Source organism: Thalassolituus hydrocarboniclasticus, assembly GCF_025345565.1.
GTDB classification, from domain to species: domain Bacteria; phylum Pseudomonadota; class Gammaproteobacteria; order Pseudomonadales; family Oceanobacteraceae; genus Venatoribacter; species Venatoribacter hydrocarboniclasticus.
This window is the reverse complement of record NZ_CP054475.1, coordinates 947,040-961,366: the sequence shown is the minus strand read 5'-3', so window position 1 is coordinate 961,366 and position 14,327 is coordinate 947,040. Positions and strand designations below refer to the sequence as shown.

Sequence of the window (14,327 nt, the reverse complement as noted above, 5' to 3'; positions counted from 1 at the left end):
GAAGGAGCAGCGAATGAAAGGGAGTTGTCTGTGTGGCACGGTCAGCTACGAAATGGATGAACTGGCCATGCCCATTATGCATTGCCATTGTGATACCTGTCGTAAAGCTCAGGGCGCAGCCTTTGTGCCCACCGCCGGTGTTAAGCGTGAACACTTCCGCTGGCTGAGTGGTGAAGACAAACTCAGCTGCTATGAATCTTCCCCGGGCAAAAACCGCTGGTTCTGCTCACGCTGCGGCAGTCATTTAATGGCCGAACGTCCGGCGATGCCGCTGGTGATTGTGCGTGTAGCCACCCTTGATGAAGATCCGGGTGCACGGCCACAGGCGCATATCTGGCAGGAACACGACAAACCCTGGCTTAACTGGGAAGGAATTGATGGTTTCGCCCAATGGCCGCCCGGTAAAAACTGATAGGTTTAGCACAACAGACTGTGGCGCCGCAAACGGTGGCCACCTCAGACAAAGTGCCGGACTCCTGCTACAATGGCGGCCTTTACACGATCATTGATCAGGGCCTGCCGTGCCGGCCCTTAGTCCGGAATCCAGAACATGAAAGAATTTACCACCCCAACTCAGTTTCAGGATCTTGCCCAGCTGCTTTCTGACGATGGTATTGCCACGTCCGGCACCTGGTATCATGGCACCGCCTCCGGTCTGGTTGCTGCTATTCAGAGCGAGGGCCTGAAAGGCTCCGGCGACGCTGAGATAATGGCGCGTCAGCTGAAAACCCTGAGCACTATTGGTCACACCACCAGCGAACATAAAGACCCGGTGTTTTTAACCCAGAGTAAAGAACTGGCGTATTTCTGGGCCTGCCAGAAAACCCACACCCGCAATCTGTACCTGCAGGGCAATGAAGAGGCCGTTATCTTTGCAGTGAACCTGCCTGAAGCATTGCAGGCACAGGTAACGACCGATGCCGGTGGAGCAGCCCTGGTGATGGAGCCGGGTAACCTGTATGTAGCCTGGCTGCGCGAGCTGTACGAAAACAACGGCAAAACACTGGCCGAGATTGATCCGTTCAAGTGTGACCGTATGGATTACCTGAACAAACTCGGTCTGGCTTATCTGGCTGCCGATGTAGAACCGCAATATCTGACCCTGTTGAAATAACGGCGCTAACCGCTGTTGTCTGCGCCGGAATATTCTGTTCCGGCGCAACGACTTTTTCTGCTCCCCCGCCAGGCGTAGCCTGCGCTGCTTCTTTCTGTTTAATCCATTATTCGCGAGGCTGTGACCATGAAACAGCGCATTGCATTTACCCTGATGATGTCTTTTGTCTTATCGGTGCTGATGACCTGCTGGATTACCTTTATCAACCTGGGTTTTACCGATGAGTTTTTCCTGCGCTGGTTTAAAGCCTGGGTACTTGCCTGGCCGGCGGCAGCGTTAATCGCATTTTTTACGGGCCCGACCATTCAGAAATTATCGATGCGGTTTAAATAAGCCGCCTGGCATTACTTACGGGAAATCATCCCAACCAAACGTTATCTGCTTTGGCCGGCAACGGATTTACGCCAGGGCCTGTTAACATTAATTAAACAATTTGTTTATCAGCGCCGAAGTATGACCATGCCAGCATCTCATATCCGTACGATCTATCTTGCCGGGCCGGAAGTCTTCTGTCCGGCCGCCAGTGAACTGGGCGCACGTAAAAAAGCCCTGTGTGAAGGCTACGGCTTTCGTGGTTTATTCCCCCTTGATGGTGAGTTGCAGCAAACCAGCAGTGCCCGTGAACTGGGCTTTGCCATCAGTGCGGCCAACGAACAACTGATTCGCCATGCCGATCTGGTGATCGCCAACCTGACGCCGTTCCGCGGTGCCAGCGCCGATGTGGGTACGGTGTATGAACTGGGACTGGCACGTGGTCTGGGCAAAGTGATACACGGCTACAGCAACGACCCGGCATCCTTTGCCGAGCGCACCTTTGCGTTATTTGGTCAGGGTGAATATGGCGGTTCTGAATTACACGATCGTGATGGCTTAAGCATTGAGCAATTTGATCTGCACGACAATCTGATGATCGAAGGCGGTATAGCCCTGAGCGGCGGAATATTCCTGACACATCAGGCAGCAGAGGCGGAAAAATACAGCGATTTAACCGCGTTTGAAGCCATTTTAAGCGCACTGCAAAAGCAGTCTCGCTGAGCTGTACAGCAATCAGCGAAAACAGCCCATAAAAAAACCGGCCCTTATGAGGCCGGTTTTTATTGCAGTACCCTTGGTGTGGGCGCTGTTCTTACAGACAGCCGGGCTGGCGTCAGATCACATCATGCCGCCCATGCCACCCATTCCGCCCATGCCACCCATATCTGGCATTGCTGGCGCTTCTTTCGGAATTTCTGCAACCATGGCTTCGGTGGTGATCATCAGACCAGCAACAGAAGCAGCAGCCTGCAGAGAAGTACGGGTTACTTTGGCAGGATCCAGAATACCCATCTCGATCATGTCGCCGTATTCACCGCTGGCGGCGTTAAAGCCGAAGGCACCGGAACCGGCTTTTACTTTATCAACCACAACGGAACCTTCGGCACCGGCGTTGGCAGCGATCTGACGGATCGGAGCTTCCATTGCACGCAGTGCCAGAGCGATACCGACGTTCTGATCTTCGTTGTCACCTTTCACGTCAACCTTGGTCAGAGCGCGAACCAGTGCAACACCACCACCGGCAACCACGCCTTCTTCTACTGCAGCGCGGGTAGCGTGCAGAGCGTCGTCTACGCGGTCTTTTTTCTCTTTCATTTCAACTTCAGAACCGGCGCCTACTTTGATAACGGCTACGCCGCCAGCCAGCTTGGCCACACGTTCCTGCAGCTTTTCTTTGTCGTAGTCAGAGGTGGAGGCTTCCATCTCAGCACGGATCTGTTCAACGCGGGCTTTTACGTCGCCTTCGCTGCCAGCGCCATCAACGATCACGGTGTTTTCTTTGCTGATTACTACTTTCTTGGCAGTACCCAGCATATCGATGGTGGTGGTTTCCAGAGACATACCCACTTCTTCAGAAATCACCTGAGCACCGGTCAGAACCGCGATGTCCTGCAGCATGGCTTTACGACGGTCGCCGAAGCCAGGCGCTTTAACCGCAGCGACTTTGAACGTACCGCGCAGGTTGTTCACAACCAGAGTCGCCAGCGCCTGACCTTCAACGTCTTCAGCCACGATCAGCAGCGGACGGCCGGATTTAGCCACGTTTTCCAGAATCGGGATCAGTTCCTGCAGGTTGTCGATTTTCTTGTCGACCAGCAGGATCACCGGGTGCTCCAGTTCAGCAACCATTTTTTCCTGATTGTTGATGAAGTAAGGAGACAGGAAGCCGCGGTCGAACTGCATACCTTCAACCACTTCCAGTTCGTCGTTCAGGCCTTTGCCTTCTTCAACGGTGATAACGCCTTCTTTACCCACTTTGGCCATCGCTTCGGCGATGATGGTGCCAACAGATTCGTCAGAGTTGGCAGAAATAGTACCAACCTGAGCAATGGCTTTAGAGTCGGTGCAAGGCTGAGCCTGTTCTTTCAGGGCTTCAACAACAGCGGCGGTGGCTTTGTCGATACCGCGCTTAAGATCCATCGGGTTCATGCCCGCAGCAACGGCTTTCAGACCTTCGTTAACAATGGCCTGAGCCAGAACGGTTGCAGTCGTGGTACCGTCACCGGCCTGATCGTTAGCCTGGGACGCCACTTCTTTAACCATCTGCGCGCCCATGTTTTCGAACTTGTCTTCCAGTTCGATTTCTTTGGCGACAGATACACCGTCTTTGGTGATGGTCGGAGCGCCGAAAGACTTTTCCAGTACCACGTTACGGCCTTTAGGGCCCAGAGTTACTTTTACCGCGTTAGCCAGTACGTTAACGCCAGCCAGCATTTTTACGCGGGCGTCATTGCCAAATTTAACTTCTTTAGCAGCCATGTTTGTTTCCTTTAAATTCAGTGAGTTTCGATACTAACGGTTGAAGCAGAAACGCTTAGGCTTCGAGAACACCGTAAATTTCGCTTTCGTTCAGAATCAGCAGCTCTTCACCATCGATCTTGATGGTGTTGGAGCCGGAGTATTTGCCGAACACAACGGTATCGCCAACTTTCACAGACATAGGCTGAACTTCGCCATTGTTGGAAATACGACCCGTACCGACAGCAAGCACTTCACCCTGGCTCGGCTTTTCAGCAGCAGCGCCCGGCAGCAGGATACCGCCAGCGGTGGTTTGCTCTTCTTCCTTGCGACGAACAACGACGCGATCGTGTAAAGGACGGATTTTCATTTGAGGTTTTCTCCAATGTTTAAAGCAATGTTTGCTGATAACCGGGGTCGGACGGTACAGACCATGCCTGCTTCGCCCTTATCCCCAAACTGTATTTTCGTTGTGTTTCGCTTATTGGGGGTGGCGCACAACCTTTTCAACACCCCCGCTTAAAAATTTTCAGTCTTCGCGGCGATATTCGCCGTCGATAATGGTCGGACGGTTCTGATTCGGGTGAATACGGCCCGGCTGTTCGCTTTCACCATAAACATCACGCGGGCCACGACCTGCGCCCATACCGCCCATCATCTGAGGTTTGAGCAGTTTCAGTACCGAACCGGCAAAATGGCCGCGTACACCGGGCAACAACAGGGTAAAGCCGATAGCATCGGTGACAAATCCCGGAGTAATCAGCAAGGCACCGGCCAGTGCCAGCAAAAAGCCTTCCGCCAGTTCCTGTGCCGGTAACTGCCCTTCCTGCAGACGCTGACCGGCACGCATCAGCGTCGCCAGGCCCTGAGCCCGCAGCAGGGTAACGCCGATAATGGCGGTGAGGAAAATAAGCGCCAGCGTCCACAGCACGCCGATATGGGAGCCAACTTTGATCAGCACAGCCAGTTCAATCATCGGCACCAGAATAAAGATAAATAACAAAGGCACAGGCAACTCCGGGAGGTCAGTGCTTGAATGGCCGCCGGGTCTGTTGGCTGACTGTGCAGCATAAGATGGCGGGTGGTAACAGCTATATGGGAGCAAGGACAGAGATTACAAGGCAAAGGGGCTGGCGGAGCGTCATAAAATGTCAACACTGCCGGTCATTCGGCACAGTACAGGATACGGCCCTTTACGCCACAGGCATGAACTCCTAAAGTACCGCGCTACTGAGTAGCTTATTAAATCCGGAATGGCTGTTGTGTCTGAACAATCTGAACAAATCGTTATTGCTGATCTGAACAATCCCCTCCATGCCAATGCCATGATCGAGGTGCTGAACCACTATGCCAACGGCATTATGGGGGGCGGTGAAAAACTGTCTGACTTTACCCGTGCTAATCTGGCAGCCGAGCTGGCCAGGCGCCCGAATGTGCACGTGGTGCTGGCCTTTATTGATGATGAACCAGCGGGGCTGGTGATTTCCATCGAAGGTTTTTCAACCTTTTCCTGCAAACCGTTGCTGAATGTGCACGACGTGGCCGTGGTGGAAAAATTTCAGGGCCGCGGCCTGTCCAAGCGCATCATGAACAAAACCGAAGAAATCGCCCGCGAACTCGGCTGCTGCAAGCTGACGCTGGAAGTGCTGGAAGGTAATAAGGTGGCGCAGAACGCATACCGCTCACTGGGCTATGCCAGCTATGAACTGGATGCGGCCATGGGTAAAGCGATGTTCTGGCAGAAATATCTGTAAGCCGCTTTTCGCGTAAATAAAGAAAGCAGACAGGCACAGACAACAGCGGCGGCATAACCGCCGCTGTTAGGGCCTGTCGACACTAATTAAACAGGCCTGTTATTGGCTAAAAACTCCTCAGACAAGGCACTGAGAGTGTGGCCTAACGGGTTAAGCGAACGAACAGCAACGCAGGATGAGGGGTTTTTAGCCATAACCCTTCGGGCTGAGGCCAGTTTTCCTCATTAACTTCGTCGTTCGTCATTCATTTAGCCCGCTAATATCACTCCTCTCTCCTTGTTCTGAGAAAAGCTGGCTCTCAGCAGGCCGGATTTACTTAGTGTCGACAGGCCCTAGTATCAATAGTATCAGCCGAGTAACTGCAGCAGATTATCCACCACCCAGTCAGGCCGGGCGCTGTGAATATCTTCGCCGTGGTTATAGCCGTAAGTGACGGCAACACTGGCAATACCCGCCGCTTTTGCCGCCTGAATATCGTTACGCGAATCACCGATCATCAGTGCCTGTTGCGGTGTCACATTCTGCGTCTGGCAGGCATGTAACAAAGGCATAGCTGATGGTTTTTTCTCGGCCAGATCATCGCCGCACAGCACCTGAACGAAGTAATCTTCCCAGCCCAGTGATTGCAGCAATGGCAGGGTAAATAAGCGCGGTTTATTGGTAATCAGTACCTTAGGAATCAACACCTGCTGCAGCCATTCACTGACGCCCGGATAAGCACCGGTGGCATGATGCAGGGTATTCAGATACGCCTGATCAAACAATGCCCGTGCCGGCTGTACATGCTCTTCGGCCAGCGCCACGGCGGCCTGTTCATCACCCTCGCAGAGGGCACGGCGGATCAGCATATCCGCACCATTACCGATCCAGTGGCTGACCTTTTCGCTACCGGCAACGGCGCGGCCAAGACCTGCCAGCATGGCATCGGTCGCGGCCGCCAGATCGGGCACACTGTCGATCAGTGTGCCATCCAGATCCAGCAGCAATAACTGCGGGCCACCAGCGGCCGTAAAGTGCGCACTCAGCGCAGCATTCCAGCGCATCCGTTACTTCGCCGCAGCAGCGATTTCTGCACGCATCTGATCGATCACGGTTTTGTAGTCCGGCGCATTAAAAATGGCAGAACCGGCGACAAACATATCGGCACCGGCAGCGGTGATTTCGCGGATATTATCGGCCTTAACACCACCGTCGATTTCCAGACGGATATCCAGACCCGAGGCATCAATTTTGGCGCGCGCTTCACGCAGTTTATCCAGTGTGGCCGGAATAAAAGACTGACCACCAAAGCCCGGGTTAACCGACATCAGCAGCACCACATCCAGCTTGTCCATCACATAATCCATATAGTGCAGCGGAGTTGCCGGGTTAAACACCAGACCCGCCTTACAGCCCGCCGATTTGATCAGCTGCAGGCTGCGGTCGATATGCTCAGACGCTTCCGGGTGGAAAGTGATATAGCTTGCACCGGCTTCAATAAAATCGCCGATCAGACGATCCACCGGCTTTACCATCAGGTGCACATCAATCGGTGCATTGATGCCATGATTGCGCAGCGCTTTACACACCATCGGGCCGATGGTCAGGTTCGGTACGTAGTGGTTATCCATCACGTCGAAATGCACCACGTCGGCTCCGGCGGCCAGTACGTTTTCAACTTCTTCACCCAGACGGGCAAAGTCGGCAGACAGAATGGACGGTGCAATCAGGAAGTCTTTCATCAGCGGTTCCGGCAAAGAGAAATTCAGCGCGCATTGTAAGGTCTGAGCGCGGCGAACACTACCGCCAGCAACACCCTGTCAGCCACAGCCAGAAAACAGGAACGGCTTTTGCTGTAAGCCTGAAAAGCGTCAGTTTTTAAGGATTTTACGCCCATGACGGCTCTCTCAGGGTTGCTGAAAAACCTGTTCAAAGCCTTGCCTGCTCTGCTGTTGCTGGGTAGCTGCGTGCTTTATGCCGCAGACGGTGACAGTACCGGCGGCAACGGCAACAATGACAACAGCGGCAATGAGAGCGGTCAGCCAGTGCCGGCCAGTGACGCCGCATTGCCAGCGGCGGCAACAGAAAGCACAGCAGAAACGAACAGCGACAACCCACCCGCTGAAGACCAGAACCAGCCGGTTAAACAGTTACCGCGTGTGGTGCCGAATACCGATGCCAGCCGCCATTATGGTCTGCTGCAATATCTGCGACTGCACAGCCGTGAATCGGAGCTGGTCAGACTGGTGGCCGCCGAAAGTGAATTTTACGGCCTGCTGTTAACCGAAACCCGTGGCCAGCCTCAGGGCGGCGTGCTGATTCTGCACGACAATGGCCAGCACGGGCACTGGCCGGAAATCGTCGCCCCACTGCGTGAAGCCCTGCCCGCTTATGGCTGGACCACCCTGAGCATCGAACTGCCCGAGCAACCCACGGCACAGCCTCCGGCACGCACCAGTACGGCGGAATACACTGCCGCCACCACGCCAGATGCCACAGAAACTCCTGAGGCAGCACCCGCAGACACTGGCGCGGCAGCTGAAGCCGCACCGCCGGCAGAAACACCCGCCGCGGACAGCGTCGACAACAATGGCATCAGCGCGGTCGAGAAAACCACCAGCGACGGGCAGGACAATGCCTTTAATGCCGCCGAACCTGCCTTACCCAGACTGAGCGAACTTCCGCCATTGCCTCCCGGCGAACCGGAGCCGGCACCACCTGCAGCCGAACAAGCAGATATCAATGAACGCTACCGCGAGCAGATGCAGGACCGTATCCGGCAAGGCATCAGCTTTCTCAATCAGCGCGGTCAGCTCAATATTGTGGTGATTGCCTGTGGTAACAGCGCTAACTGGGCAGCTGATTTTTTACTGGCACGCAGCCAAAACGGCTCAGCGACTAAACCTGCCGGTAATACCGCGAATCAGGATAAGGCGCAGGAGCGAGGGCTGGCGCTGATTCTGATTGATGCCCTGGATAACCCGCTGTCTGCCGTACCGCTGAATCAGCAACTGGGGCAGCTGGATCTGCCGTTACTCGATCTGATCAGCGAACAGAGCATCAGCCCCGCCTACGCCAATCAGCAGCGCGCCGGCAACATGCGGCATAAACAACGCCGGCAATATCAGCAGATCGAAATTCCGGCATTTGATCTGAATTACGACGACAGCAACCTGATCGTGCGCCGTGTGCGTGGCTGGCTGAAAACCAACGCTGCAGGTACCGAATTGCCCAACCGCAAGGTCTCCGCCAACTGAACAGCGGAGATCAGCGAAAAACTATCTATACTTTTTGAATTCGCGCTCAGATACCAGAGCCCCTGCCGGACACACTGATTATGGCTACACCCATTTTTGTTACTGCCGCCAGCATTGCCGCCGAATTGCATCAGGCCATGCTGGAAGCCAAAGGACTGGCCCTGACCGCCAAGAATGCCCGCGCGCTGGCCGTCCGTGCCGGATCAAAAACCGTAGGTTTTAAAGCAATTACGCATTTTATTGATGAGCTGGCGTCCGACATTATCCGCCAGTCGCAATATATCAACGGCGTCTCTGAGCATTTATCCCATAACGCCGTCGCTCTGTGGCGCGCCAGTACCGCCGCCGACAAATTTGGCTGGGTCGCCGACCAGCACAGCCAGAACCTAGGTTCGCTGACCGTTTCGATGCAGAACTGCTACAAACAGCGCGAGACGCTGTCGCAAACCCTCAGCCGTGGTCTGCGTGAACTGGAGCAACAGCTGGAAGAAGGCGATAAACACATCCGCACCGCCAACCTGATTGCCACCTCCAGCAAAGTAGAAGCCGCCTCAGCCGGCGATTTCCGCAATCAGCTGGAAGTTATTGCGCAGAATATTACCGATACCGCCGATAAAATCCGTGCCCATCTGAGTCAGGCACGGCGCTTGCTCGGCCAGCGGCAAAAACACACACAATAATCCTTAACGGACGATATACAGAATAAGGAACAGAATTATGCTGGCAACCACGCTGTATGAAGACGGTGATCACCGCTGGATTATGTTCGGCCGTGATCCGAATAAAGCGGAAGGTATTATCGATACCAACCAGTATCTGATCCAGAGTGGCGACCAGACCATTCTGCTCGATCCGGGCGGTATCGAATTATTCGCACCGATGCTGTCTGCGGTATTAAAATTCGTACCCGCCGAACAGATCACACATTTATTTGCCTCGCATCAGGACCCTGACATTATCTCATCACTGGGTTTATGGGATCAGGCATTACCCAATGCCAAGCTTTATTCGCCCTGGTTGTGGGAAAGTTTTATCCGTCATTTCGGTATGGAAAAAATCGAGTACTGCTCCATTCCGGATGAAGGTATGACGCTGAACCTGGGGCGTATTCAGTTACAGTTTATTCCTGCCCATTACCTGCATTCATCGGGCAATTTTCATGTTTACGACCCGAAAGCCAAAATATTAATGAGTGGCGATGTTGGTGCCGCAATGGAATCAACCGACGCACCACTGTGGGTCGACAATATGAATACGCATACACCGAAGATGCGTAAATTCCATCAGCGCTGGATGCCATCAAACGAAGCCAAGCTGGACTGGATACGCCGCGCACGGCAACTGGATATTCAGATTATGGCGCCGCAACATGGCCGTCTGTTTCAGCCACCGCACGTGCATGAATTTCTGAACTGGTTTGAAGAATTGCCGGTCGGCATTGCCATTAAAAGCTGAACAGAACGTCCAAAAGAGAACACAGAAAATCTGATGTGCACAAACAATAAAACAGCCCTGAGGATGTAACATCCTCAGGGCTGTTTTATTTTCACGCCGTGCGGCGGTTTACAGTAACCAGCCGCCGACCGTTGCCGCAGCAATCATCACCATCCAGATAGAGACACTGCGCAAATGCAGCTGATGCCATTCATCCAGCTCCTGCGCCGCTGCTTCGCCATCGTCAGCCACGCTGTGCCATTTTCTCTGCTCACCGTTATGGGATAACGCACTGCTGGCCACCGAAAACAGCACATCCGCCCCACTCGCTTTCAGTTGCCATAAATAACTCTGCCAGACCGGCAGGGCACGCATAAAGTTACCCGCCAGTCCGTAAGTAAGTCCTAACAGACGCACCGGAATCCATTCCAGCCAGTGCAGATAACGCCAGGCTTTCTGATCGCAATCACTGGCGCGCGCGTACTGCACACTGAACCAGGCCAGCAACACCCCGGCAACATCGGCAATCATGTACCAGAACACCATCAGGAAAAAATATTCGAACCAGCGATGCAACAGCGCCTTAATTACCTGCTCGTTCATCTGCCCGGTATCTTCCGTCACGCTGACTTCCGGCACCGCGAGAAATTTTTCCGCACAGTGATAAGCGCCCTGAGTATCGCCCTGCTGCAAATCTTCACGATACTCCTGCAGGTGCCGCTCAATACCAATGTGTGACAGCACATACAGCAACAACAGTATTTCCAGCGCAAAGCTGATTAAGCCCCAGGCATACTGCTCCAGATACCAGAAGCCAGAGGCAAGCAGCAATGCCGGCAGCACCACGATCAGGGCGTATTTTACGTGGCGCGGAATCCGTGGAAAAAAACTGCGCGGCAACCACAGGCTGAGCCAGCGCGCAAAGGTGCGGCTGCGGGTGCTGCGCTGCGGCAAGGGTAATTGCGATTGCAGCACCAGCGCGATAAAAACGATCAGAAATTTCATAACAATCCCTCAAGATTCCTCAGTTTCCCGACTGTGCCAGGGTGTGCTGCAGATATTGCCAGTCAAAAGCCGGGCCCGGATCGGTTTTCCGCCCCGGCGCAATATGCTCATGGCCGGTAATGCGCATCCCTATCGCCGGATAAGCCTGTTGCAGCGCCCGGATAACCGCAATCAGCGTAGCGTATTGCACCGCACTGTAGGCTTCGCTGTCCGTGCCTTCCAGCTCAATACCTACAGAATAGTCGTTGCAGTCTTCCCTGCCGTTATAAACTGAACGGCCGGCATGCCATGCCCTGTCATTAAAATTCACAAACTGGGTTACCGCCCCGTCACGCTCTATCAGTAAATGGCTGGACACCTGCAGCGCAGCGATTTCGGTAAAGTACGGATGTTCATCCACCGGTAGCGCATTCTGAAAAAAAAGCTGCACATAACCGCCGCCAAACTGCCCTGGTGGCAGACTGATGTTATGAATAACCACCAGGTTAACTTCACCCTCATTACCCGGCGGGCGCGGGCCAAAGTTCGGCGACGGACACCAGTGGGCTATATCCAGCCGGCCATCAATGATGTGCATATCTGTGCTCTTCCCCTGAATATCTGAGGCTCATGGTCTGTAGTGCTGAGCACTGCATTGTGCAGAGCGGGTGAACAAAGTCGACACCTTAGCCGGTTTTAAGGTCGCCGTCAGTTTGGCAGCTTCAGCCACAACCTTTATAGTGGCCACTGACATAAAATGACAATAAAGAGAGAGCCGCATGCTGGAGTTTATTAAGACGATAAATGGCTGGGCCTGGGGTGCGCCCATGCTGTTTCTGATCAGTATCACCGGCCTGTATCTGACCATCGGCCTGAAAGCCTACCCTATCCGTAATATCAAACGCGGTTTTGTTTATCTCTGGGTGAACCGCGAAGGCAAGGGTCAGGGCGAAATCTCCGGATTTAACGCCCTGATGACCTCGCTGTCAGCCACCATAGGCACCGGTAATATCGCCGGTGTTGCCACCGCGATTGCTTCCGGTGGGCCGGGAGCACTGTTCTGGATGTGGCTGATCGCCCTGCTGGGTATGGCCACTAAATACGCCGAAGCCGTGCTCGCTGTTCATTACCGCGAGCGCAATGAGAAAGGCCAGTATGTTGGCGGCCCGATGTACTACATCCGTAATGGCCTTGGCCCGAAATTCCGCTGGATGGCTCTGCTGTTTGCTTTCTTCGGCATGCTGGCGGGCTTCGGTATTGGTAATGGCGTCCAGGCCAATTCCGTGGCCGACGCTCTGCATGGTGGCTTTGGTATTCCTGAGTGGGTAACCGGCGTTGCCATTGCCGTTCTGGTTGGTCTGGTGCTGCTGGGCGGTATCCGCCGTATCTCCGAAGTGGCCGGTAAGCTCGTTCCTTTTATGGCGATTGCCTACATTCTCGGCGGCCTGGTGCTGCTGGTGATCTTCGCTGATCGCGTTCCGCAGGCCGTTGAACTGATTATCCATCACGCCTTTAACCCGACCGCTGCAGTGGGTGGCTTTGCCGGGGCAGCCGTCTGGGCTGCCATCCGCTTTGGTGTGGCCCGCGGCGTCTTCTCGAACGAAGCCGGTCTGGGCAGTGCGCCGATTGCCCACGCCGCCGCCCAGACTGACAATCCGGTGCGTCAGGGCAGCATTGCCATGCTGGGTACCTTTATCGACACCATCATTATCTGCACCATCACCGGGCTGGTGATTGTCGCCTCCGGTGCCTGGCAGCTGTGCCCGCCGGACGTGGCCGAGTGTATCCCCGGCAAAGGCTTAAGTGGCGCCAACCTCACATCTGCGGCTTTTGCCCTCGGCCTGCCCGGCGTTGGTAACTATATTGTGACCCTCGGGCTGGCGATTTTTGCCTTCACCACCATTATTGGCTGGTCTTTTTATGGAGAGAAATGCACAGAGTACCTGTTCGGTGTAAAATCCGTGCCCATTTTCCGGATCATCTGGGTTTTGGCCATTCCGATCGGTGCAACGCGTGAACTCGACGTCGCCTGGCTGATTGCCGATACCCTCAACGCAATGATGGCGCTGCCCAACCTGGTTGCCCTGTTACTGCTGAGTCCGGTCGTCTTCAAGCTGACAAAGAGTTTCTTAAACCATGGATCTGAGCCTGCATCAAAATGATATCGCCACCATCGTTGCCCGTGCGCTGCAAGAAGATGTGGGCAGCGGCGATATTACCGCCCGCCTGATCCCGGCAACTCAGCAAGCCAAAGCGCGCATCATTTCCCGTGAGCGCGCCATTGTTGCCGGACGCGCCTGGGTGGATGAAGTATTTCGCCAGCTTGATCCGGCCGTCAGCGTGATCTGGCGTGTATCCGAAGGCCAGTGGGTGCGCCCCAACCAGACATTGTTTGAACTGCAGGGCAGTGCCCGCTCGCTGCTGACCGGCGAGCGCTGCGCCCTGAACTTTCTGCAAAGCCTGTCCGGCACAGCCACCCTGTGCCGCTTCTATGCCGACAAAGTAACCGGCACTGGCGTGAAATTGCTCGATACCCGCAAAACCATCCCTGGTCTGCGAATCGCGCAGAAGTACGCCGTCAGCGTCGGCGGCTGCTTTAACCATCGTATTGGCCTGTACGATGCTTTCCTTATTAAGGAAAACCACATCATGGCCGCCGGCGGCATCCGCGCAGCGGTCAGCCAGGCACACGATATTGCCCCCGGCAAACCAGTCGAAGTAGAAGTGGAAACCATGCAGCAGCTGGATGAAGCCATCGACGCCGGTGCCGACATCATCATGCTCGACAACTTCAATCCTGAACAAATGCGCGTTGCCGTTGTCCATGCCAGACAGAAAAGTCAGGGCCGCCCTAACGGTGTGGTAAAACTGGAAGCCTCCGGTGGCATTACCGATACCAGTCTGCGTGCCTATGCCGAAACCGGCGTGGATTACATTTCCATTGGCGCCCTGACCAAAGACTGCAAAGCGATTGACCTGTCGATGCGACTGGTAAATTAACAATCGCCATAAAAAAGATTTCAAAGGCATATT

17 protein-coding genes are annotated in these 14,327 nt (G+C 54.4%); 10 read left to right on the top strand and 7 right to left on the bottom strand.

The window, feature by feature from the left end; all coding sequences use genetic code 11:
* Positions 1 to 13 precede the first annotated feature (13 nt).
* From HUF19_RS04250 to HUF19_RS04235, 4 genes are all read left to right on the top strand, one after another.
* Positions 14 to 412 (top strand): GFA family protein, encoded by a 399-nt coding sequence (locus HUF19_RS04250; protein WP_225692256.1) that lies wholly within the window; start codon positions 14 to 16, stop codon positions 410 to 412.
* A 138-nt stretch (positions 413 to 550) separates the two neighbouring features.
* Complete coding sequence (locus HUF19_RS04245; protein WP_260998644.1) at positions 551 to 1,114, top strand: hypothetical protein; 564 nt, start codon at positions 551 to 553, stop codon at positions 1,112 to 1,114.
* A 126-nt stretch (positions 1,115 to 1,240) separates the two neighbouring features.
* Complete coding sequence (locus HUF19_RS04240; protein WP_260998643.1) at positions 1,241 to 1,447, top strand: DUF2798 domain-containing protein; 207 nt, start codon at positions 1,241 to 1,243, stop codon at positions 1,445 to 1,447.
* 126 nt (positions 1,448 to 1,573) lie between these two features.
* On the top strand, positions 1,574 to 2,149 hold the full coding sequence (locus HUF19_RS04235; protein WP_260998642.1) for a nucleoside 2-deoxyribosyltransferase: 576 nt from the start codon (positions 1,574 to 1,576) through the stop codon (positions 2,147 to 2,149).
* A 117-nt stretch (positions 2,150 to 2,266) separates the two neighbouring features.
* Here HUF19_RS04235 and groL read toward each other — a convergent pair whose 3' ends face one another.
* The 3 genes from groL to HUF19_RS04220 form a co-directional block, all read right to left on the bottom strand.
* On the bottom strand, positions 2,267 to 3,907 hold the full coding sequence (groL, locus tag HUF19_RS04230; protein WP_260998641.1) for a chaperonin GroEL: 1,641 nt from the start codon (positions 3,905 to 3,907) through the stop codon (positions 2,267 to 2,269).
* Positions 3,908 to 3,962: 55 nt separating this feature from the next.
* Positions 3,963 to 4,256, bottom strand: coding sequence for a co-chaperone GroES (locus HUF19_RS04225; protein ID WP_145469665.1), 294 nt, complete (start codon positions 4,254 to 4,256; stop codon positions 3,963 to 3,965).
* A gap of 159 nt (positions 4,257 to 4,415) precedes the next feature.
* Positions 4,416 to 4,895, bottom strand: a complete 480-nt coding sequence (locus HUF19_RS04220; protein ID WP_260998640.1) for an FxsA family protein — start codon at positions 4,893 to 4,895, stop codon at positions 4,416 to 4,418.
* A gap of 253 nt (positions 4,896 to 5,148) precedes the next feature.
* Here HUF19_RS04220 and HUF19_RS04215 point away from each other — a divergent pair, with 253 nt between their 5' ends.
* Positions 5,149 to 5,640 carry a GNAT family N-acetyltransferase gene (locus HUF19_RS04215; protein ID WP_260998639.1) on the top strand — a complete coding sequence of 164 codons (492 nt, stop codon included), beginning with the start codon at positions 5,149 to 5,151 and terminating at the stop codon, positions 5,638 to 5,640.
* Between the two features lie 347 nt (positions 5,641 to 5,987).
* On the opposite strand, the gene HUF19_RS04210 is transcribed toward HUF19_RS04215, so the two are convergent.
* Complete coding sequence (locus HUF19_RS04210; protein WP_260998638.1) at positions 5,988 to 6,683, bottom strand: phosphoglycolate phosphatase; 696 nt, start codon at positions 6,681 to 6,683, stop codon at positions 5,988 to 5,990.
* A 3-nt stretch (positions 6,684 to 6,686) separates the two neighbouring features.
* On the bottom strand, positions 6,687 to 7,361 hold the full coding sequence (rpe, locus tag HUF19_RS04205; RefSeq protein WP_260998637.1) for a ribulose-phosphate 3-epimerase: 675 nt from the start codon (positions 7,359 to 7,361) through the stop codon (positions 6,687 to 6,689).
* Positions 7,362 to 7,514: 153 nt separating this feature from the next.
* Between rpe and HUF19_RS04200 the strand changes: the two genes are divergently transcribed.
* The 3 genes from HUF19_RS04200 (at position 7,515) to HUF19_RS04190 (ending at position 10,331) form a co-directional block, all read left to right on the top strand.
* Positions 7,515 to 8,876: an alpha/beta hydrolase family protein gene (locus HUF19_RS04200; RefSeq protein ID WP_260998636.1), complete on the top strand. Its 1,362-nt coding sequence runs from the start codon at positions 7,515 to 7,517 to the stop codon at positions 8,874 to 8,876.
* A gap of 80 nt (positions 8,877 to 8,956) precedes the next feature.
* Positions 8,957 to 9,556: a hypothetical protein gene (locus tag HUF19_RS04195; protein WP_145469671.1), complete on the top strand. Its 600-nt coding sequence runs from the start codon at positions 8,957 to 8,959 to the stop codon at positions 9,554 to 9,556.
* 37 nt (positions 9,557 to 9,593) lie between these two features.
* Positions 9,594 to 10,331: an oxygen-binding di-iron domain-containing protein gene (locus HUF19_RS04190; RefSeq protein ID WP_260998635.1), complete on the top strand. Its 738-nt coding sequence runs from the start codon at positions 9,594 to 9,596 to the stop codon at positions 10,329 to 10,331.
* A 108-nt stretch (positions 10,332 to 10,439) separates the two neighbouring features.
* Here the strand turns inward: HUF19_RS04190 and ampE are convergent, their stop codons facing one another.
* Entirely contained in the window at positions 10,440 to 11,315 is an 876-nt protein-coding gene (gene ampE / locus HUF19_RS04185) for a regulatory signaling modulator protein AmpE (protein WP_260998634.1), read from the bottom strand.
* A 19-nt stretch (positions 11,316 to 11,334) separates the two neighbouring features.
* Positions 11,335 to 11,892 carry a 1,6-anhydro-N-acetylmuramyl-L-alanine amidase AmpD gene (gene ampD / locus HUF19_RS04180; protein WP_260998633.1) on the bottom strand — a complete coding sequence of 186 codons (558 nt, stop codon included), beginning with the start codon at positions 11,890 to 11,892 and terminating at the stop codon, positions 11,335 to 11,337.
* A gap of 181 nt (positions 11,893 to 12,073) precedes the next feature.
* Between ampD and HUF19_RS04175 the strand changes: the two genes are divergently transcribed.
* Together HUF19_RS04175 and nadC are read left to right on the top strand one after the other, a co-directional pair.
* Positions 12,074 to 13,456 (top strand): alanine/glycine:cation symporter family protein, encoded by a 1,383-nt coding sequence (locus tag HUF19_RS04175; RefSeq protein ID WP_260998632.1) that lies wholly within the window; start codon positions 12,074 to 12,076, stop codon positions 13,454 to 13,456.
* Positions 13,431 to 14,294: a carboxylating nicotinate-nucleotide diphosphorylase gene (gene nadC, locus HUF19_RS04170; RefSeq protein WP_260998631.1), complete on the top strand. Its 864-nt coding sequence runs from the start codon at positions 13,431 to 13,433 to the stop codon at positions 14,292 to 14,294. Before HUF19_RS04175 ends, nadC begins: the two co-directional genes overlap by 26 nt.
* Positions 14,295 to 14,327: the final 33 nt, after the last annotated feature.

Coding starts and splice junctions, on each gene's coding strand:
- rpe (WP_260998637.1), bottom strand. CDS start 7,361: ATGAAAGACTTCCTGATTGCACCGTCCATTCTGTCTGCCGACTTTGCC.
- HUF19_RS04245 (WP_260998644.1), top strand. CDS start 551: ATGAAAGAATTTACCACCCCAACTCAGTTTCAGGATCTTGCCCAGCTG.
- HUF19_RS04195 (WP_145469671.1), top strand. CDS start 8,957: ATGGCTACACCCATTTTTGTTACTGCCGCCAGCATTGCCGCCGAATTG.
- HUF19_RS04190 (WP_260998635.1), top strand. CDS start 9,594: ATGCTGGCAACCACGCTGTATGAAGACGGTGATCACCGCTGGATTATG.
- ampD (WP_260998633.1), bottom strand. CDS start 11,892: ATGCACATCATTGATGGCCGGCTGGATATAGCCCACTGGTGTCCGTCG.
- groL (WP_260998641.1), bottom strand. CDS start 3,907: ATGGCTGCTAAAGAAGTTAAATTTGGCAATGACGCCCGCGTAAAAATG.
- HUF19_RS04225 (WP_145469665.1), bottom strand. CDS start 4,256: ATGAAAATCCGTCCTTTACACGATCGCGTCGTTGTTCGTCGCAAGGAA.
- nadC (WP_260998631.1), top strand. CDS start 13,431: ATGGATCTGAGCCTGCATCAAAATGATATCGCCACCATCGTTGCCCGT.
- HUF19_RS04240 (WP_260998643.1), top strand. CDS start 1,241: ATGAAACAGCGCATTGCATTTACCCTGATGATGTCTTTTGTCTTATCG.
- HUF19_RS04200 (WP_260998636.1), top strand. CDS start 7,515: ATGACGGCTCTCTCAGGGTTGCTGAAAAACCTGTTCAAAGCCTTGCCT.
- HUF19_RS04250 (WP_225692256.1), top strand. CDS start 14: ATGAAAGGGAGTTGTCTGTGTGGCACGGTCAGCTACGAAATGGATGAA.
- HUF19_RS04175 (WP_260998632.1), top strand. CDS start 12,074: ATGCTGGAGTTTATTAAGACGATAAATGGCTGGGCCTGGGGTGCGCCC.
- ampE (WP_260998634.1), bottom strand. CDS start 11,315: ATGAAATTTCTGATCGTTTTTATCGCGCTGGTGCTGCAATCGCAATTA.
- HUF19_RS04235 (WP_260998642.1), top strand. CDS start 1,574: ATGCCAGCATCTCATATCCGTACGATCTATCTTGCCGGGCCGGAAGTC.
- HUF19_RS04210 (WP_260998638.1), bottom strand. CDS start 6,683: ATGCGCTGGAATGCTGCGCTGAGTGCGCACTTTACGGCCGCTGGTGGC.